This is a genomic window from Zestomonas insulae, from assembly GCF_016901015.1.
GTDB lineage: Bacteria > Pseudomonadota > Gammaproteobacteria > Pseudomonadales > Pseudomonadaceae > Aquipseudomonas > Aquipseudomonas insulae.
The window spans coordinates 730,957-749,248 of record NZ_JAFEUP010000003.1; the positions used below are offsets into that span (position 1 = coordinate 730,957).

The 18,292-nt window shown below is 68.0% G+C and carries 19 protein-coding genes and 1 pseudogene; 16 read left to right on the forward strand and 4 right to left on the reverse strand.

Annotated features, from left to right (window positions below; genetic code table 11):
- Nucleotides 1-88 precede the first annotated feature (88 nt).
- The 9 genes from JQX08_RS13270 (at nucleotide 89) to JQX08_RS13310 (ending at nucleotide 6,802) form a co-directional block, all read left to right on the forward strand.
- Entirely contained in the window at nucleotides 89-973 is an 885-nt protein-coding gene (locus JQX08_RS13270; protein WP_205348845.1) for an acyl-CoA dehydrogenase middle domain-containing protein, read from the forward strand.
- A gap of 282 nt (nucleotides 974-1,255) precedes the next feature.
- Entirely contained in the window at nucleotides 1,256-2,374 is a 1,119-nt protein-coding gene (locus JQX08_RS13275; protein ID WP_205348846.1) for a serine hydrolase domain-containing protein, read from the forward strand.
- Nucleotides 2,371-2,724, forward strand: a complete 354-nt coding sequence (locus tag JQX08_RS13280) for an amidase (protein WP_205348847.1) — start codon at nucleotides 2,371-2,373, stop codon at nucleotides 2,722-2,724. Before JQX08_RS13275 ends, JQX08_RS13280 begins: the two co-directional genes overlap by 4 nt.
- Before the next feature lie 176 nt (nucleotides 2,725-2,900).
- Nucleotides 2,901-3,476 (forward strand): YceI family protein, encoded by a 576-nt coding sequence (locus JQX08_RS13285; RefSeq protein ID WP_205348848.1) that lies wholly within the window; start codon nucleotides 2,901-2,903, stop codon nucleotides 3,474-3,476.
- On the forward strand, nucleotides 3,473-4,630 hold the full coding sequence (locus JQX08_RS13290) for a phospholipase D-like domain-containing protein (RefSeq protein ID WP_205348943.1): 1,158 nt from the start codon (nucleotides 3,473-3,475) through the stop codon (nucleotides 4,628-4,630). Before JQX08_RS13285 ends, JQX08_RS13290 begins: the two co-directional genes overlap by 4 nt.
- Before the next feature lie 74 nt (nucleotides 4,631-4,704).
- Complete coding sequence (locus tag JQX08_RS13295) at nucleotides 4,705-5,289, forward strand: DUF2846 domain-containing protein (protein WP_205348849.1); 585 nt, start codon at nucleotides 4,705-4,707, stop codon at nucleotides 5,287-5,289.
- 137 nt (nucleotides 5,290-5,426) lie between these two features.
- Nucleotides 5,427-6,008, forward strand: coding sequence for a DJ-1/PfpI family protein (locus JQX08_RS13300; RefSeq protein WP_205348850.1), 582 nt, complete (start codon nucleotides 5,427-5,429; stop codon nucleotides 6,006-6,008).
- A 195-nt stretch (nucleotides 6,009-6,203) separates the two neighbouring features.
- Nucleotides 6,204-6,515: a ribbon-helix-helix domain-containing protein gene (locus JQX08_RS13305; RefSeq protein ID WP_205348851.1), complete on the forward strand. Its 312-nt coding sequence runs from the start codon at nucleotides 6,204-6,206 to the stop codon at nucleotides 6,513-6,515.
- Between the two features lie 50 nt (nucleotides 6,516-6,565).
- Nucleotides 6,566-6,802, forward strand: coding sequence for a DUF2789 domain-containing protein (locus JQX08_RS13310; RefSeq protein WP_205348852.1), 237 nt, complete (start codon nucleotides 6,566-6,568; stop codon nucleotides 6,800-6,802).
- Between the two features lie 71 nt (nucleotides 6,803-6,873).
- On the opposite strand, the gene JQX08_RS13315 is transcribed toward JQX08_RS13310, so the two are convergent.
- Nucleotides 6,874-8,397 (reverse strand): fumarate hydratase, encoded by a 1,524-nt coding sequence (locus tag JQX08_RS13315; protein WP_205348853.1) that lies wholly within the window; start codon nucleotides 8,395-8,397, stop codon nucleotides 6,874-6,876.
- A gap of 250 nt (nucleotides 8,398-8,647) precedes the next feature.
- Between JQX08_RS13315 and JQX08_RS13320 the strand changes: the two genes are divergently transcribed.
- Genes JQX08_RS13320 through JQX08_RS13335 form a run of 4 tightly spaced genes read left to right on the forward strand, consistent with a single transcriptional unit; the run spans nucleotide 8,648 to nucleotide 11,833 of the window.
- Entirely contained in the window at nucleotides 8,648-9,775 is a 1,128-nt protein-coding gene (locus JQX08_RS13320) for a GGDEF domain-containing protein (RefSeq protein ID WP_205348854.1), read from the forward strand.
- A complete protein-coding gene (locus JQX08_RS13325; RefSeq protein ID WP_205348855.1) occupies nucleotides 9,768-10,706 on the forward strand; it encodes an iron-sulfur-binding ferredoxin reductase in 939 nt (312 codons plus the stop codon). The genes JQX08_RS13320 and JQX08_RS13325 overlap by 8 nt, the downstream gene beginning before the upstream one ends.
- A gap of 30 nt (nucleotides 10,707-10,736) precedes the next feature.
- Nucleotides 10,737-11,030, forward strand: a complete 294-nt coding sequence (locus tag JQX08_RS13330) for a DUF1330 domain-containing protein (RefSeq protein WP_205348856.1) — start codon at nucleotides 10,737-10,739, stop codon at nucleotides 11,028-11,030.
- Between the two features lie 29 nt (nucleotides 11,031-11,059).
- The gene (locus JQX08_RS13335; protein ID WP_205348857.1) at nucleotides 11,060-11,833 is read left to right on the forward strand and encodes an enoyl-CoA hydratase; all 774 of its coding nucleotides are present in this window, start codon (nucleotides 11,060-11,062) and stop codon (nucleotides 11,831-11,833) included.
- A 58-nt stretch (nucleotides 11,834-11,891) separates the two neighbouring features.
- Here JQX08_RS13335 and pyk read toward each other — a convergent pair whose 3' ends face one another.
- Together pyk and JQX08_RS13345 are read right to left on the reverse strand one after the other, a co-directional pair.
- A complete protein-coding gene (gene pyk / locus JQX08_RS13340) occupies nucleotides 11,892-13,343 on the reverse strand; it encodes a pyruvate kinase (protein ID WP_205348858.1) in 1,452 nt (483 codons plus the stop codon).
- 100 nt (nucleotides 13,344-13,443) lie between these two features.
- Nucleotides 13,444-14,244 (reverse strand): tetratricopeptide repeat protein, encoded by an 801-nt coding sequence (locus JQX08_RS13345; protein WP_205348859.1) that lies wholly within the window; start codon nucleotides 14,242-14,244, stop codon nucleotides 13,444-13,446.
- A 279-nt stretch (nucleotides 14,245-14,523) separates the two neighbouring features.
- Here JQX08_RS13345 and JQX08_RS13350 point away from each other — a divergent pair, with 279 nt between their 5' ends.
- Nucleotides 14,524-15,480, forward strand: coding sequence for an NAD(P)H-dependent flavin oxidoreductase (locus tag JQX08_RS13350; protein WP_205348860.1), 957 nt, complete (start codon nucleotides 14,524-14,526; stop codon nucleotides 15,478-15,480).
- Between the two features lie 111 nt (nucleotides 15,481-15,591).
- Here JQX08_RS13350 and JQX08_RS13355 read toward each other — a convergent pair whose 3' ends face one another.
- Nucleotides 15,592-17,196, reverse strand: coding sequence for a response regulator (locus tag JQX08_RS13355; protein ID WP_205348861.1), 1,605 nt, complete (start codon nucleotides 17,194-17,196; stop codon nucleotides 15,592-15,594).
- 169 nt (nucleotides 17,197-17,365) lie between these two features.
- On the opposite strand from JQX08_RS13355, the pseudogene JQX08_RS13360 reads away from it, so the two are divergent.
- Both JQX08_RS13360 and JQX08_RS13365 read left to right on the forward strand, forming a co-directional pair.
- Nucleotides 17,366-17,678, forward strand: a pseudogene (locus JQX08_RS13360) (NAD(P)-dependent alcohol dehydrogenase); the annotation flags it as partial.
- 190 nt (nucleotides 17,679-17,868) lie between these two features.
- Nucleotides 17,869-18,243, forward strand: a complete 375-nt coding sequence (locus JQX08_RS13365; RefSeq protein WP_205348862.1) for a tetratricopeptide repeat protein — start codon at nucleotides 17,869-17,871, stop codon at nucleotides 18,241-18,243.
- The last annotated feature ends 49 nt before the right edge of the window (nucleotides 18,244-18,292 follow it).

Consider the following 18,292-nt stretch of genomic DNA (forward strand, 5'->3'; position numbering starts at 1 on the left):
GTGCAAGCTCAACTTAGGTAGCCCGGGTGTCACCCCCATGACGCTTTGGTGATAGCTCGATGACAGTCCCCACCGATGGAGAACGACCATGCCCTGGCAGCGCCTGCTGGACACTCACGACCGCCTGCCCGCCGACGCCAGCCTGGATGACTGGTACGCCGCGCTGCGCGAGCGCCTCGGTGGCGCGCCCGGGCCGTTCGAGCTGGCGCTGCTCGGCGGGCGCCTGGCCGCCAGCCCGGGGCTGGCGTTCCTCGCCGGGTACCAGGCGGCCCTGCGCGCGCTGTGGCCGTCGGCGCCGGCGAGCCTCGGCGCGCTGTGCGTGACCGAGAACAAGAGCGTCCGCCCCGCCGACCTGCAGACCCGCCTGGACGGCCTGACCCTGCATGGCCGCAAGGACTTCGTCACCGCCGCCGAGGCCGCCGACTGGCTGCTGGTGGCGGCCCGCGACGAACCCGCCGGCGCACCGCCGCGGGTCGCCTTGTGCGTGGTCTACAACGGCGCCGCCGGGGTGCGCATCGAGACCCTGCCGGCGCTGCCGCTGATGCCGGACATCAGCCACGGCCGCCTGCACCTCGACGGCGCGCATTGCGAACGCCTCGCCGGCGACGGCTGGGACGACTACACCAAGCCATTCCGCAGCCTCGAGGACCTGCATGTGATGACCGCGGTGACCGCCTGGCAATTCGGCGTGGCGGTCGAGCAGCCGTGGCCGCAGGCGCTGCGCCTGCAACTGCTCGGCCTGCTCAGCGGCTGCGCCGAGGTGGCGCGGCAGCCGGCGTCGGCGGCGGTCAGCCACGTACTGCTCGGCGGCCTGTTCGCTCAGCAGGCGGCGCTGCGCCCGCAGATCGACGCGGCCTTCGCCAGCGGCGCGCCGGAGCTGGCGGCGATCTGGCAACGCGACCAGCGCCTGCTCGACGTGGCCAGCGCGGCACGCGGCAAACGCCTGGAGAAGGCGCTGGCGAGTTTTGCCTAGATCGTTGGGTGCGACCTTCGGTTCCGTCCCTCTCCCTAGCCCTCTCCCGGAGGGAGAAGGGATTGTCCGGCGTTGTGGCATGGTCGCGTAGTGCCGAGGTCGGACCACGCTACACCCTCTCCCTCTGGGAGAGGGCAGGGGTGAGGGGTGGGCGGCTGGATAGCAACGGGTTACCGCTTTGCGCTGGCACGGAATGTCGGCAAAAGCGGCGCGTTGCGCGCTATTGGGCGACGTTGGCGGCGTGCTAGGGTGCGCGCTTCGTCGACAACAAGAGGCCTTTCGATGCCCATTCCCGCCTTGCGCCGCCTGAGCCTGACGCTCGCGCTGAGCGCCGCCATTCCCCTGGTTCACGCTGAAACCTGGCCCGCCGCCGATTGGGCCAGCGCGCCGGCGCCGCGCAGCGTCGCGGTCGACGCCCTGGAGGCCTACGCCTTCCCGGCGCGTGATGACGTCGGCCGCAAAGGTGTGCGCACCGACGCGCTGCTGGTGATCCGCGACGGCGAGATCGTCTACGAGCGCTATGCCGGGCCGACCAAGGCCAGCACTCCGCACCTGACCTGGTCGGTGAGCAAGAGCCTGCTCGCCGCCACTCTCGGCACCGCCTACCGCGACGGGCGCTTCAAGCTCGACGACGCGGCCGCCAAGTTCTACCCACCACTCGCCGCGCACCCCAGCCTGAAGGTCGGCCACCTGCTCAACTGGGCATCCGGCCTGGCCTGGCAAGAAGGCTACGAATACGCGCCGCTGACCTCCTCGGTGGTGGCCATGCTGTACACCCGCGGGCGCAGCGACATGGCCGGCTTCACCGCCGGCTTCAGCGAGGAAGTCGCCCCCGGTACGCGCTTCCGCTATTCCAGCGGCGACACCAACCTGCTGTCCGCGGTGCTGCGCGGCGTGGTCGGCGCGGACGCCTACCAGGACTACCCGTGGCACGCGCTGTTCGAGCCGCTGGGGATCACCAGCGCGGTGTGGGAGAGCGATGCGCAGGGCACCTACGTGGCCTCGTCCTACACCTACCTGACCGCCCGCGACCTGGCCCGCGTCGGCCTGCTGATGCAGCGCGACGGGCGCTGGGGCGAGCAGCAGCTGCTGCCGCCGGCGTGGATCGCCTTCAACCGCACGCCGTTCGCCAACTACCAGGCCAATCCGGAGAAACCGGGCGAAGCGGTGCCGGGTGGCCAGTGGTGGCTCAACGTGCCGGTCAACGGCGCGGCCAAACCCTGGCCGGACGTGCCCAACGACCTGATCGCCGCGCTCGGCCACTGGGGCCAGGGGCTCTACGTGATTCCCAGCGAACGCCTGGTGGTAGTGCGCTACGGCGACGACCGCGACGGCAGCTATTCGCACAATGAACTGCTCAAGCGGGTGCAGACCGCCTTCGCCGTGGAGAACGCGCAATGACCTACCGTCCCTTCGTCCTGCGCCGCCCGTTCACCAGCCTGCTGCTGGCCCTGCTGGTGATCGTCGCCGGCCTGGCTTGGCAGTACCGCAGCCACCTGGCCGCGTTCCCGGCGATCATCGGCGCCTACTCGGCCAAGGAGTACTGCTCCTGCCGTTACGTGATGGACAACCCGGCGGACTACTGCGTCGGCTACGTCAAACAGTACGTGCCGACCAGCGCCTTCCTCGACGACGCGGCGACCAAGCGGGTGACCGCCAAGGGCCTCGGCAGCACGCAGAGCGCCGCCTGGCTCGGCGTGCGCGAAGGCTGCCGCCTGCTGCCGCAGGCGGCGGAGCTGCCGGGCTCCTGATCGCGCGCTGCGGATGGCGGCTGCGCCGCCCCTCTCCCAGCGGGAGAGGGGCGCAGCTTGCGGTCGCACCGGGGCTGGCCGCCAATACTGGCGGCTGGTCAGCGAACCGCCCACGGGTTTCCAAGGTCTATGCGGGCAGCTATCGTTCCGCCTGAACCGTCGAGCCCAGAGTGCCCATGCCCCGACTGCTGACCTTGCTTCTCACCGCCTGCCTGGCGCTGCCGACTCAGGCCGCCTGGTACCTGGACAACGAGTCCTCGCGGATTTCCTTCGTTTCCACCCACTCCGGCAACATCGCCGAGGTGAATCGTTTCCTCACCCTGCACGGCAAGATCTCCGGCAAGGGCCAGGCCGGCCTGCGCGTCGAGCTGGACTCGGTGAGCACCGGCATCCCGCTGCGTGACGAGCGCCTGCGCGGGCTGTTCTTCGACACCGCGCGCTTCGCCGAGGCCGAGGTGAGCGCGCAGCTCGATCTCGGCCCGATCACCGACCTCGCCCCCGGCGCGCAGCTGGAACTGCGCCTGCCGCTGACCGTCAAGCTGCATGGCAGCGAGCACCAGTACCACGCCGAGCTGCTGGCCACGCGCCTGGATGAGCAGCGCTTCCAGGTGGTCACCCTGGCGCCGCTGCTGCTCAGCGTCGACGACTTCGCCCTCGCCGGTGCGCTCGGCGCGTTGGGCAAGGCCGCCGGGGTCGCCGCCATCGGTCCGGCGGTGCCGGTCAGCGCCGTGCTGATTTTCACCAGTCGCTGATGGGGCCGATCTTTCCCTGGCGCTCCGGCAACCGCTTCGCGTTGCTCATCGACGGTCCCTGCTTCTTTCCGGCGATGCTCGAGGCGATTGCCGCCGCCGAGCGCGAAGTGGTGCTCGAGCTGTACCTGATCGAGGACGGCCGCTGCAGCGAGGTGCTGGTCGACGCGCTGGTCACCGCGGCCAGTCGCGGCGCCGAGGTGCGCTGCCTGTTCGATGGCTTCGGCGCGCTGGGGCTGGGCAGGGCGCTGCGCCAGCGCCTGGAGAGTGCCGGCGTGCAGCTGCGCTACTACAACCCGCTGAGCTGGCGGCGCGGCCTGCGCAACCTGTACCGCGACCACCGCAAGCTGCTGGTGGTCGACCGTCGCCTGGCGTTCGTCGGCGGCACCGGCTCGACCGACGATTTCTGGCAGCCCGACGAGGAGCCGAGCCGCTGGCACGAGGTGATGGTCAGCATCGCCGGGCCGCTGGTCGCGCACTGGCAGCTGCTGTTCGACTACCAGTGGCTGGCCTGCGTCAGCCGCCGGCCGTGGAAGCCGGAGGAGGCGCCGGGCCTCGCTCATCTGCCGCCGCTGCCGCCGAGCGGCGAGGGTATGGGTCGCCTGGCCTACGCCGATGCGCGCCAGCACAAGGACATCGTCCAGTCGCTGGTGCGCAGCATCCGCCGCGCCAAGCACCGCGTGTGGCTGGCCACGCCGTATTTTCTGCCCAGCTGGAAAGTGCGTCGCGCGCTGCTGCACGCCGCGCGGCGCGGGGTCGACGTGCAGTTGCTGCTGACCAGCCGTAACACCGATCACAAGCCGGTGCGCTACGCCGGGCAACGCTACTACCCGCGGCTGCTGCGCGCCGGGGTGCGTATTCACGAACACGGGCCGCGCTTCCTGCACCTGAAGATGGTGCTGGTCGATGACTGGGTGAGCGTCGGCTCGTGCAACTTCGATCACTGGAACCTGCGCTTCAACCTGGAAGCCAACCTCGAGACGCTGGACGCCGAGTTCACCGCCGCGGCGGCCGCGTGCCTGCAGGCCGGCATGACCAGTGCGCAGGAGATCAGCCTCGAGGCCTGGCGCGCGCGGCCGCTGCGCAAACGCATCCGCCAGCGGCTGTGGGGCTGGCTGGACCGCATGGTGGTCAACCTGCTCGACCGGCGCCGCTGATCCCAACCTTTGACGGGCGCCGGCGGTGCCGCGCCTGGCTATGCTCGGCGGATAAGCATAAGAAAGGACCCGCCATGCGCCGTCACCTGCTGCTCGCCGTGCTGTTGTCGACCCTGCTCGGCTGCTCGACCCCCGGGGCCTTCTTCGGCGCCACCGAGGGCCCGTCGTTCCAGCCGCATCAGCTCAGCGACGGCGATCACGCGCTGGTCTACCTGTACCGGCCGCAGAGCGACTGGGCCGATCAGGAACTCGAGGCGCCGGCGCTGTTCATCAACCACGAGCTGATCGGCAGCCTGCCGAGCAACGGCTACCTGGTGCTGGAGTTCGACATCGCCAGCTACCAGTTGGAGATGCGCCGCCCGCTGCTGGGGAGCTACTGGACGCTGTTCGCCGACGGTCTGTTCGACTTCACCAAGATCACCAGCTTCGCCCTGGATGCCGGCGCGGGCGGGGTCTACTACCTGCGCTACGACGAACTCAACCCGCCGCCGCTGGCCGGCGGCGAGGCCAGCGTCAACGACGGGCCGCTGCAGCTGGTGTCGGCGCAGCTCGGCGCGCGCGAGATCGCCGCCACCCACCTGGTGCAGCCCTACGCACGGATCGACGCCAGCGGCACGCGCGAGAGCGAGCCGGGCTTCTGGCAGAGGCTGATGCCGTAGCCGGCAGGGTGCTGCGCCCGCCGCGGCATTCGCGACTAGGCTCGGAGAAGCGCGCCCCGGTAGTAATCAGCTATTACCCGCCGTGGCCGACGCGGCCGGATAATGCGGCCATCCCCCACTGAGCCAGGAGACTCCCGATGGCCGCGAAGAAAATTCTCATGCTTGTCGGCGACTACGTCGAAGACTACGAGGTCATGGTGCCGTTTCAGGCCCTGCAGATGGTTGGTCACATCGTGCATGCGGTGTGCCCGGACAAGAGCGCCGGGCAGACCGTGCGCACCGCGATCCACGATTTCGAGGGCGACCAGACCTACAGCGAGAAGCCCGGCCACAACTTCGCCCTGAACTACGACTTCGCCAAGGTCCAGGCCGAGTCCTACGACGCCCTGGTGGTGCCCGGTGGCCGTTCGCCGGAGTACCTGCGCCTGAACGCCAAGGTGCTGGAGCTGGTGCAGGCCTTCGATCGCGCCAACAAGCCGATCGCCGCGGTCTGCCACGGCGCCCAGCTGCTCGCCGCCGCCGGCGTGCTCAAGGGCCGCGAGTGCAGCGCCTATCCGGCCTGCGGCCCGGAAGTGGTGCTGGCCGGCGGCGAGTATGTCGCGCTCGATGTGACCAGCGCCCACGTCGAAGGCAACCTGGTCACCGCGCCGGCCTGGCCGGCCCACCCGACCTGGCTGGCCGCCTTCCTTGCCGTGCTCGGCACCAAGATCAACTTGTAAGAACCTGTTTACGATCTGCTGCGCGTCGGTCATACGGCGTTGAAATTGGGCTCAGAATGCTCATTTACAACACGTAAACTGCGCTTCTTCGCCCGATTTCGCCTTGTCTGACCCTAGCTCGCGAGATCGTAAACAGTTCTAAGCGCTGTACTGCTCGCCAGCCGGCGAGCGGCCGCCCGTCGCGAGGACCGTCGCATGTGCGAGCTCTACGTCAAGGCCGATCCGATTCTCTACGAGTCGCGCTCGCGCTCGCTGCGCATCAACGGCGTGGTCACCACGCTGCGCCTGGAAAACCAGTTCTGGGACATCCTGCGCGAGATCGCCGAGGTCGACGGCATGACCACCAACCAGCTGATCAGCAAGCTGTACCAGGAGGTCATGGATTACCGCGGTGAAGTAGTCAATTTCGCCTCGTTCCTGCGCGTCAGCTGCACGCGCTACCTGGCCCAGCGCCGCGAGCGGCCGGCCGAGGTCACCCGTTTGACGGTGCGAACCAGCGGCGGCTGAGGGTGGTCTAGGCTGTGGAGAGTCATCGCACGCCACTTCCGGAGGGCCCCATGGACACATCGATTCCGCACAGCCTGGCCAATCTGTTCGAACAGCTCGGCCTGCGCGCCGATCCGGCGAGCATTGACGCCTTTATCGGCAGCCATCGCCTGAAACCCGGGCAGGCCATCGCCGAGGGCGAGTTTTGGTCGCCCGCCCAGGCCACCTTCCTGCGCGAGTCGCTGCAGGACGATTCGGACTGGGCCGAGGAAGTCGACGAACTGGCGGTGCGCCTCGGCGCGAGCTGAACCGCGCGGCATCAAGCAGGCATGAAAAAGCCCGGCACTTGGCCGGGCTTTTCGTTACCGCGAGCAGCGATTTACTTCACTTCCACCGCCAGGCTTTCGGCGATCTTCTTGTTCCAGATCGCCGGGCCGGTGATGTGCACCGATTCGCCCTTGGTGTCGACGGCCACGGTGACCGGCATGTCCTTCACTTCGAACTCGTAGATCGCTTCCATGCCCAGTTCGGCGAAGGCCAGCACCTTGGACTTCTTGATCGCCTGGGCGACCAGGTAGGCGGCGCCGCCGACGGCCATCAGGTACACGGCCTTGTTGTCCTTGATCGCGTCGATGGCGATCGGGCCGCGCTCGGACTTGCCGATCATGCCGAGCAGACCGGTCTGCTCGAGGATCTGTCGGGTGAACTTGTCCATCCGCGTCGCGGTGGTCGGGCCGGCCGGGCCGACCACTTCGTCACCGACCGGATCGACCGGGCCGACGTAGTAGATGAAGCGGCCTTTCAGGTCGACCGGCAGTTCTTCGCCCTTGTTGAGCATGTCGACCATGCGCTTGTGCGCGGCGTCGCGGCCGGTGAGCATCTTGCCGTTGAGCAGCACGGTCTCGCCCGGCTTCCAGCTCTGCACGTCTTCCGGGGTCAGGGTGTCGAGGTCGACGCGACGCGCGCTCGGGCCGGCTTCCCAGACGATTTCCGGGTAGGCGTCCAGCGACGGCGCTTCCAGCTCGGCCGGGCCGCTGCCGTCGAGCACGAAGTGCGCGTGGCGGGTGGCGGCGCAGTTGGGGATCATGCACACCGGCAGCGAGGCGGCGTGGGTCGGGTAGTCCATGATCTTCACGTCGAGCACGGTGGTCAGGCCGCCCAGGCCCTGGGCGCCGATGCCCAGCTGGTTGACCTTGTCGAACAGCTCGAGGCGCATTTCCTCGATCTTGTTCTGCGGGCCACGGGCCTTCAGTTCGTGGATGTCGATGTGCTCCATGAGCACTTCCTTGGCCATCACCGCGGCCTTCTCGGCGGTACCGCCGATGCCGATGCCGAGCATGCCCGGCGGGCACCAGCCGGCGCCCATGGTCGGCACGGTCTTCAGCACCCAGTCGACGATCGAGTCGGACGGGTTGAGCATGGCCATCTTCGACTTGTTCTCCGAACCGCCTCCCTTCGCCGCGACGTCCACTTCGACCTTGTCGCCGGGGACGATCGAGTAGTGGATCACCGCCGGGGTGTTGTCCTTGGTGTTCTTCCGCGCTCCGGCCGGGTCGGCGAGGATCGAGGCACGCAGGACGTTTTCCGGCAGGTTGTAGGCGCGGCGCACGCCCTCGTTGATCATGTCGTCGACGCTCATGGTTGCACCATCCCAGCGCACATCCATGCCGACCTTGACGAACACGGTGACGATACCGGTGTCCTGGCAGATCGGCCGGTGGCCGGTGGCGCACATGCGCGAGTTGATCAGGATCTGCGCCATCGAGTCGCGCGCGGCTGGCGACTCCTCACGCAGGTATGCCTCGTGCATGGCCTGGATGAAGTCGACGGGGTGGTAATAGGAAATGAACTGCAGGGCGTCGGCGACGCTCTGAATCAGGTCATCCTGCTTGATCACGGTCATGGGGCGCGCTCCTCTCTGTAAAGCGGGAATTTCGACGCCGGAACATCTGCAGATGCTGTCGCAGCCGGAGCGCGGCGTTCTAATCGCGGGAAAAAAGGCGCGGCAGTATACCGCGCTTGGCGGAGCAGGGCACAGCGGGCGACGACCGACCTTGGTCGATGATCGACCATAACCGACCACCGGGCGAGCTAGGCATTTCGTGATCACAAAGGTACATTGGCATCAACGTGCCAGTACGGGATGGAACCCCATGAGTCCAGGCAGTCCACAGGTAAAACGGCAGGCCTTGCAGGGCTTGCTGATGAAGCGCTTCGGCATGGCGGTGGCGACCTATGGACTGGCGTTGCTGCTGTTCTGGCTGGCGGTATTCAGCGACCTCAATCGCCTCGGCCTGCAGGCCGCGCTGGTGATCACCGCGCTGGTGGTGGCCAGCCAGGCGCTGTTCTTCTTCCTCTTCGTCAGCGGGCGCAACCAGCGTTTCGCCGACTCCAGCCTGACCGAGCCGCAGGTGCTCACCGCGCTGGTCTGGCACACCTACCTGCTCGCCCAACTGGATGCCGGCCGCGGCACCATGCTGGTGATGTACGTGGTGATCCTGCTGTTCGGCGTGTTCCAGTTGCAGCCGCGGGTGTTCGTGCGCTGTGCGGCGTTGGCGTTCATCGGCTTCAGCGGGGTCAACCTGTGGGAGTGGTGGCAGGGTGAGCTGGGCAGCCCGGCGCTGGCGCTGGTGCAGGAGGCGGTGCTGTTTCTGGTGCTGACCTGGCTGAGCCTGTTCGCTTCCTATGTGCAGAGCATGCGCCAGCGCATGCGCCAGCGCCGCTTCGCCCTGCAGGCCCACCAGGACACGCTGCGCGGCATGATGCGTCAGCTCGAGGACCTGGTGGCCACCGACGAGCTGACCGGGCTGTTCAACCGCCGGCACTTCCTGCGCCTCGCCGAACGCGAGCAGAGCAGCCTGCTGCCCGGCCGGCAGCACGGCCTGGCGCTGATCGACCTCGACCACTTCAAGCGCATCAACGATCAGCACGGGCACGCCGCCGGCGACCGGGTGCTGCAGACCTTCGCCGCGGTGGCCAGCGCCTGCCTGCGCGATGGCGACATCCTCGCCCGCTACGGCGGCGAAGAGTTCGTCCTGCTGCTGCCGGACACCGACGCCGACCAGTTCACCGCCTGCTGCGAGCGTCTGCGCGAGGCCTTTGCCGGCGCCGAGCCGGTGGGCGTGGCGGTGGAGCAGCTCAGCCTGTCGGTGGGCATGACCCTGCTGGGGCTCGGCGACGACCTCGACGAGGCCCTGCAACGCGCCGACCAGGCGCTCTACCGGGCCAAGCGCAGCGGGCGCAACCGCTGCGATGCGGCGTGGGAGAACAGCAGTGCCTGAGCTGCGTGCCGGCGGCCGCTCCTGGGCCGTGGCGAGCGGCAGCAACCTGCTCGACAGCCTCAATAGTGCCGGCTGCGCGGTGCCCTACAGCTGCCGCGCCGGCAGTTGCCACGCCTGCCTGGTGCGCTGCAGCGCCGGTGCGCCGCTGGACGCCAAGCCCGAGGCGCTGGATGCCGCACGCCGCGCGGACGGCTGGCGCCTGGCCTGTCAGTGCCAGGTGGTCGACGACCTCACCGTGGAACTCTTCGATCCGCTGCGCGACGGCCTGCCGGCGCGCGTCGAGGCCTGCGACTGGCTGAGCCCCACCGTACTGCGCCTGCGTCTGCACGCCGATCGGCCGCTGCGCTACCGCGCTGGCCAGCACCTGGTGCTGTGGAGCGCCAGCGGCGTAGCGCGGCCCTATTCGCTGGCCAGCCTGCCCGGCGAAGACCCCTGGCTGGAGTTTCACCTCGACTGCCGCCTGCCGGGCACGTTCTGCGACGCGGCCCGCCAGCTGCAGGTCGGCGATGCGCTGCGTCTCGGCGAACTGCGCGGCGGGGCGCTGCACTACGACCCCGACTGGCAGCAGCGGCCGCTCTGGCTGCTCGCCGCCGGCACCGGCCTGGCGCCGCTCTGGGGCCTGCTGCGCGAGGCGCTGCGCCAGGAGCATCAGGGCCCGATCCGCCTGCTGCACCTGGCCCGCGAGCCGGCCGAGCACTACCTTGCCGAGCCGCTGCAGACGCTCGCCGCCCGCCATCCGAACCTGCACGTCGAGTTGCTGCACGGGGCCGAGCTGCCGGCGGCAATGGCCGATCTGCGACTTGTCTCGCGGCAAACGATCGCCTTACTCTGCGGTCATCCCGGTAGTGTGGAAAGCTTCGCGCGCCGGCTCTACCTGGCCGGCTTGCCGCGCAATCAGCAGCTCGCCGACGTGTTCCTGCCCCACGCCTAGGCCGGCGCCTGCCGCCGGCAGGAGAACCGCATGACCGCCTACGTTCTGGCACAACTGCGCTTCACCGATCGCGCGGCCTACAACCGCTACCAGACCGGTTTCATGGAGGTGTTCCGCCGCTTCGAGGGGCGCCTGCTGGCGGCCGACGAGCGGCCGGCGGTGCTGGAAGGGGAATGGCAGCGCGACAAGGTGGTGCTGATGGCGTTTCCCGACGAGGCAGCGGCGCGCCGTTTTGCCGAGTCACCGGAATACCAGGCAATCTCCGTGGACCGTCGGGCCGGCGCTGACACGCTGTCCCTGCTGGTGCACGGGCTCGATATCTAGAACAAGAACGCAATCGCTTTGGAGTTGGAATGAACGAACACGTACTGGTCGACCGCGCCGAGGGCATCCTGACCCTGCGCATGAACCGCCTGGACAAGAAGAACGCGCTGACCCGCGACATGTACAACCGCATGGCCGAAGTGCTGGAGCAGGCGCAGGACGATCGCGCGGTGCGCGTGGTGCTGATCCAGGGCGATGCGCAGTGCTTCTCCAGCGGCAACGACCTCGGCGATTTCATGCAGGCCGCCAGCGGCAACCTGGACAACTCGGTGCTGCGCTTCATGCATGCGCTGTTCGACTTCGAGAAGCCGGTGGTCGCTGCGGTGGCCGGTCCGGCCGTGGGCATCGGCACCACCATGCTGCTGCACTGCGACCTGGTCTACGTGGCCCGCGACGCGCGGCTGAAGATGCCCTTCGTCAACCTCGGCCTGTGCCCGGAGTACGGCTCCAGCCTGATCCTGCCGCGTCTGGTCGGTCAGGCGCGCGCCACCCAACTGCTGATGCTCGGCGAGGAGTTCAACGGCGAGCAGGCCGCCGCCTGGGGCATCGCCAACGAGGCGCTGGCGGACGGCGCGGCGACCCTGGCCAAGGCCAACGAGATGGCGCGGCGCTTCCTCGCCCTGGCGCCGTCGGCGGTCGAGCTGAGCAAGCGGCTGATGCGCGCCCCGGGGCGTGACGAGCTGCGCCGGGTGATCGCCGAAGAGGGCGAACTGTTCGGTCAGCGCCTGCGCTCGCCGGAGGCCGCCGAGGCGATGACCGCGTTCATGCAGCGCCGCGCGCCGGACTTCGCCAAGTTCGCCTGAACCCGTCGCGCATAAAAAAGGCCGCTCGAATGAGCGGCCTTTTGCATGGCACCGAGGCTTACACCAGCGGATCGCCGACGTGGAGGATCTTCATGGTGTTGGTGCCACCGGTGGTGTGGTAGCTGTCGCCCTTGGTCAGGATCACCCAGTCACCCGGCTGCACCACGCCGCGCTTGAGCAGTTCGTCGACCGCGGCCTGGCTGACCTTGTCCGCCGGTAGTGCGGCCGGATCGAACGGTACGGTCTGCACGCCACGGAACATCGCCACGCGGGCTTGGGTTTCGCGGTGCGGCGAGAAGGCGAAGATCGGCACCGACGAGCGGATGCGCGACATCACCAGCGGGCTGTAACCGCTCTCGGTGAGGCTGATGATCGCCTTGACGCCGGGGAAGTGGTTGGCGGTGTACATGGTCGCCAGCGCCACGCTCTGGTCGCAGCGCTCGAAAGCCTGACCGAGGCGGTGGCTGGATTTCTGGCTGGTCGGGTGCTTTTCCGCACCGAGGCAGATGCGCGCCATGGCCTGCACCGCTTCCACCGGGTACTCGCCGGCGGCGCTCTCGGCGGAGAGCATCACCGCGTCGGTGTAGTCGAGCACCGCGTTGGCCACGTCGGAGACTTCCGCGCGAGTCGGCATCGGGCTGTGGATCATCGATTCCATCATCTGCGTGGCGGTGATCACCGCCTTGTTGTAGCGCCGTGCGTGGAGAATGATCTTCTTCTGGATGCCGACCAGCTCGGCGTCGCCGATTTCCACACCGAGGTCGCCGCGCGCCACCATCACCGCGTCGCTGGCACGGATCAGGCCGTCGAGCGCCTCGTCATCGGCCACCGCTTCGGCGCGTTCGATCTTCGCCACCAGCCAGGCGGTGCCGCCGGCCTCGTCGCGCAGACGGCGCGCCAGTTCCATATCCGCCGCGTCACGCGGGAAGGACACCGCGAGGTAGTCCAGTTCCATCTCGGCGGCGAGCTTGATGTCGGCCTTGTCCTTGGCGGTCAGCGCCGGTGCGGTGAGCCCGCCGCCGCGGCGGTTGATGCCCTTGTGGTCGGACAGCGGGCCGCCGATCAGCACCACGCAGTGCAGTTCGTCGGCGGTGACGCGTTCGACGCGCATCACCACGCGACCGTCGTCGAGCAGCAGCTCGTCATCGACCTTGCAGTCCTTGACCAGGTCCGGGTAGTCGATGCCGACCACTTCCTGGTTGCCGGCGTCGCGCGGGTGGGTGACCGAGAAGCGGAAGCGGTCGCCGACATTCAGTTCGATGCGCTTGCCGGCGAACTTGGCGATGCGGATCTTCGGCCCCTGCAGGTCGCCGAGCAGGGCGACGTGGCGGCCGTGCTTGGCGGCCAGTTCGCGGACCAGCCGTGCGCGGGCTTTGTGCTCTTCGGGCGAGCCGTGCGAGAAGTTCAGGCGGGCGACGTCGAGGCCGGCGAGGATCAGCTGTTCGAGGACTTCGGGCGAGTTGCTGGATGGGCCGAGGGTGGCGACGATCTTGGTACGGCGGAAGGTCATGCGGGGAACTCCAGGTTAGAGCAGACCCCGAGGCTACACCCGGTTTCCCCTGTAGTCATGCGTGCGGCGAACTACCTTTGCGCGCACCCGCTCAAGGCGCTCAACGGTTCTGGTTGAGCGCCTGGTCGAGGTGCCGCGCGGCCTTGTCGGCCAGCTCGCCGTCGGGGTACTCGGCGAGCAGGCGGCGCAGGTAACCGATGGCCTTGTCGCGGTCGGCCTGCGGGTTGTTCGCCGCCAGGTACATCAGCGCCAGCTGGTACAGCGCCTTCTGCTTGATGTCGGGCTGCACACCGCGGTCGTTGACCGCCAGCAGGTAGAGTTCCTCGGCTTCTGGCACCCGGCTCTTGAGCACCGCGCGGCGCGACAGCAGGGTCATGTCCGGATCGAAGCTGGCCTGGGTCAGGTCGAGGTTCTGGTTCGGCTGCCAGTTGGCGAGCAGCTCGCGGGCGGTCTTCTGCACCGGCTCCTGGGCGCGCTGGCGGATCAGCTCGATGCGCACGGCGCTGCGCTCGGCGGCGCGGCTCTGCGGGAACTCGTTGCGCACCTGGTAGAAGTAGTTGAGCGCGCGGGTGTCGTCGCGCTGGTCGTTGTAGCGGCTCATGTAGATCAGGCCGATCTGGTACAGCGAGATGGCGCGTACCTCTTCGCTCAGCTGGCGGTCGCGGTAGCCGGTCAGGTACAGCTCCTCGGCCGGGGCGCTCTTGGCGTCGCGGATGGCCTGCGCGCTGTAGGTGAACAGGTCGCCTTCCTCCTCGATCGCCGCAGTCATGCGGTTGGTCTTCAGCACCTTGTTCTCCACCGCTTCCTGGGCGGAGATCTGCGCGACGAACAGCGGGGTGGTGGGGGAGCAGGCGGCCAGCAGCAGGCATCCGGTCAGTAACAGCGGGCGGGCGAGCGGCATGAGGTCTCCAGGCGGATGGGCTGCCGTGCCAGTCTAGTCAGGCGCTCCCGGCGCGGCCAAGGCGGCCGGCGCAGTTCCAATCGGAGGTTATGGGTGACTGGTGCGTCGAGCGTGCAGTGGTGGGCGCATACCGGTCGGGGCAGTTGCACCTGGCCTGCGCTCAGGGCTGGTGAGCTGGCCTTCCGGCGCGGTATATATGCCGTCCCTCGACCACCGGCTCGCGCCTCGGACTGGGTCCGGACCGGCCGTGCTTTCCGTGCAGAAATTATGGAGTTGTACATGTCTAGACTGCCCGCCCCGCTGGATCGCCTGCCCTTTCCGGTGATCGGTTCGCCGCTGTTCATCATCAGCAACCCGAAACTGGTCATCGAGCAATGCAAGGCCGGGGTGGTCGGCTCGATGCCGGCGCTCAACGCCCGTCCCGCCTCGCTGCTGGAAGACTGGCTGGCCGAGATCACCGAGACCCTCGACGCCTACAACCGCGCCAACCCCGACCAGCCGGCCGCGCCGTTCGCGATCAACCAGATCGTGCACAAGAGCAACGACCGCCTGGAGCACGACATGGAGCTCTGCGCGAAGTACCGGGTGCCGATCATCATCACCTCGCTGGGCGCCCGCGAAGACATCTACGCGGCGGCGCATGCCTACGGCGGCGTGGTGCTGCATGACGTGATCAACAACGCGTTCGCCCGCAAGGCCATCGAGAAAGGTGCCGATGGCCTGATCGCCGTGGCCAGCGGGGCCGGCGGGCATGCCGGGGTGAAGAGCCCGTTCGCGCTGATCCAGGAATTGCGCCAGTGGTTCGATGGCCCGCTGGCCCTGTCCGGCTCCATCGCCACCGGCGGCGCGGTGCTCGCCGCCCAGGCCATGGGCGCCGACTTCGCCTACATCGGCTCGGCGTTCATCGCCAGCGAAGAAGCCAATGCCCAGGAGGGCTACAAGCAGAGCATCGTCGACTGCACCTCCGACGACATCGTCTACAGCAACCTGTTCACCGGCGTGCACGGCAACTACCTGAAACCGTCGATCAAGGCTGCCGGCCTGGACCCGGACAACCTCGCCGAGAGCGACCCGAGCGCGATGAACTTCGGCGGCGACGCCAAGAAGGCCTGGAAGGACATCTGGGGCTGCGGCCAGGGCATCGGCTCGATCACCAAGGTGCAGAAAGCCGCCGAGTACGTGGCCCAGCTCAAGCGTGAGTACGCCGACGCCAAGGCGCGCTTGATTGCGGTCTGAGCGGACTGCGGCTGGGCAAGGGATTGCCGCACTTGCGTTTTGGTTTGAGGACGGGCTGAGTCACCTGTGCGCATGCGCCACACGGGATACAGATCAGGCAATGCCGCGCCGCTAGAGCGCCTGCAGCAGGCGCAGTCGCAAGCGCGCGGTGTTACCGTCCCAGCTCAGCTCGCCGCCCATCAGCGCGGCGAGCTGAGTGGCCAGCGCTAAGGACACCGAATGTCCGACCGGCGCGGGGCAGGGTTGCAGCTGCAGGTGCCAGTCAGCCTCACCGTGGGTGAGATGAGTTAGCTGACCTTGCAGCACTGGGACCCGCTCTCCCGTGCAGTGCTCCAGCAGCGCCGTGAGCAGCTGGCGATAACGCCGCACATCGATGCGCACCGCCGCGACGCCAGGTAACTCGTAGTGAGCAGCGCTGATGCCAGTGGCTATCTCCTCGGTGAGGCGGCTCAGATCGGCGCGCTGCGGCTCCAGTACCACATCGCCACGCTCCAGGCGCACCAGATCGAGCAAGGCCTCGAGCAGACGCTCCAATCGCCCCACCAGCTCCTGCGCAGCTGGCTCGCCCGTGCTCGGCAGCAGCTGCTGCAGTTGGCGCAGCTGGGTCAGCAGTTCCTGCCCGGCGGCCTGCAGAAATTGCTCGCGCAGGCGTCTGCGCTGCTCGCCGCGCACCTTGGCCTGGGCAAGCTCGGCGATCTCACGTTGCTGTTCGGTGATATCCACCACCGTGCAGAGCATGCCGGCCAGCGCGCCACCCTCGTTCTGCCAGGGCACCCCCGAGTGACGCAGGCACTGCTGCATGCCACCGCGCTGAATGATCACCTCGCAGCTATAGGGGCCGCCGCTCGCCACCGCCTGCCGGTAGAGCTCGCTGTAACGCTTGACGTCCTCGGGTGCCAGATTGACCAGCTCGGCTACCCGTCGGCCCAGCAGGGCCTCACGCTCGACCCCGTGCAGCGCGAGAAACTGCTGGTTGCAGGCCAGCAGTCGACCCTCCAGGTCACGCAGGCACGCCGGAATCGGCAGGGTGTCGAACAGCGTGTAGAAGCGTTCGCGCCCCTCCGCTTCCCCGGCGGTTTCCGGTAGGCGGCCGAGCAGGCCATTGCGCCAGGCCAGCTCCAGCAGCTCGGCCAGCGAGGCAACATTGAGCTTGTGCAGCAGACGCGTCTTGTAGGTGCTTACGGTGCGGTCGTTGAGCGCGAGTTCCTTGGCAATCTTCGCGTTGCTCACGCCATTGGCCAGGTAGCGCAGTACCGTCAGTTCGCGTGGCGACAGGCTGCGCAGCTGGCTGGCTTCGTCGCGCATCAGCTCGCCGGGCGCGACTGTTCCCAGTGCCTGCGCGGGGAAGTAGCTGGCGCCCTGCAGCACGCTGCGTACCGCGGCGCGCAAGGTGGCCGGGTCTTGCTGCTTGCCGACAAAACCAGTGGCGCCGGCCTGCAAACTGAGCGCGGCGTGGTGCTGGCTGACCTGGCTGCTGAACACCAGAACCGGCAGCGAATTGCCTCGCTGACGCAGGCGCTGGATCACCTCCAGGCCACCCAGGCGGGGCAGCACCAGGTCGAGTACCAGCAACTCCACGGGCAGGCGTTGGACCAGCTGCAAGGCTTCGACACCGTCGGCGCACTCGCCGACCACGCGATGGCCGTCCTCCTCGAGCAGGACCCGCAGGGCATGGCGAGTCAGCGGTTGCTCGTCGACCAGCAGCACGTGCGCCATGTGCCTGGCTCCTAAACTTCAACCAGCAACAGCTTAGCAATCGCCGCCACCCGCGCTCAGACGTTCCGGGCAGCGCGCCTTGTGGCCTTGTGCCAATCAACCGTGATTGGGCCGCACGCCCCGCGACCACTGCATCGTAGCGCCGGGAAACATTCGCCGAGCAAGGCCGATGACGCTCGCGGCTAACCGCTTCGACGTGATCCTCGACACCATCCCCAGCAAGCACAACGTCAACCGCTACCTGATGCTGCTGGGCCCGTAATGGCAAGCTGGTGCTGGTCGGTGCGCTGGAACCGCTGGAGCCGATCCACGGCGGCCTGGCGCAGACCCAGGAACTGCTGGAGTTCTGCGCCGAGCACCAGGTGCTGCCGAACTGCGAGATGATCCGCATGCAGGACATCAACGCCGCCTTCGAGCGCATGGAAAAGAACGACGTGAAGTACCGTTTCGTCATCGACATGGCGTCGTTGGCAGCGTCCTGAGCGGCGCAGGCGCGACGACCGCCTTAAAGGATTGAGGCGTCGTGCCGACATGGGGAGAGTGGCTGCCCGTGCGCCCATTGTCGCTGGTAACGCTGCAATGGCGCAGCTGGCGGCAGTTTCACTACCCTAAAGTCGTTGATCAAACATGAACCTAAACTCCAGGCTAACGGTTGGCAGAGGGCCGAAACACATGCGTAACCTGCTGATCATCGCCCTGGCCCTGAGTGCCGTGGGTTGCACCCGCTGGTCGATGGACCATCACCTGGACCAGGCCTATCGCGAATACAGTCGTGGCAACTGCGAGCGGGTGATGCTCGAGCTGTCCCAGGTTGAGCGCAAGAGCCGCTCGCGGCGCTACGTGCAGCCGGAAGTGTCGCTGCTGCGCGGGCAGTGCCTGGAACGCCAGAGTCTGTTCGTCGACGCGGCGCAGACCTACCAGTTCATCATTGCCCAGTACCCGAGCAGCGAGTACGCCTACCGGGCCAAGGCGCGCCTGGACACCTTGCGGCAGCTCGGCAAGCTGAGCAGCGCCACGCCGGCCAAGCCGCTGCCCGCGCCGCTCTGACGGCAATCTCGACCGCCGGTCGTGGCCCTGTTGAGTGGCCGGCGGCCGA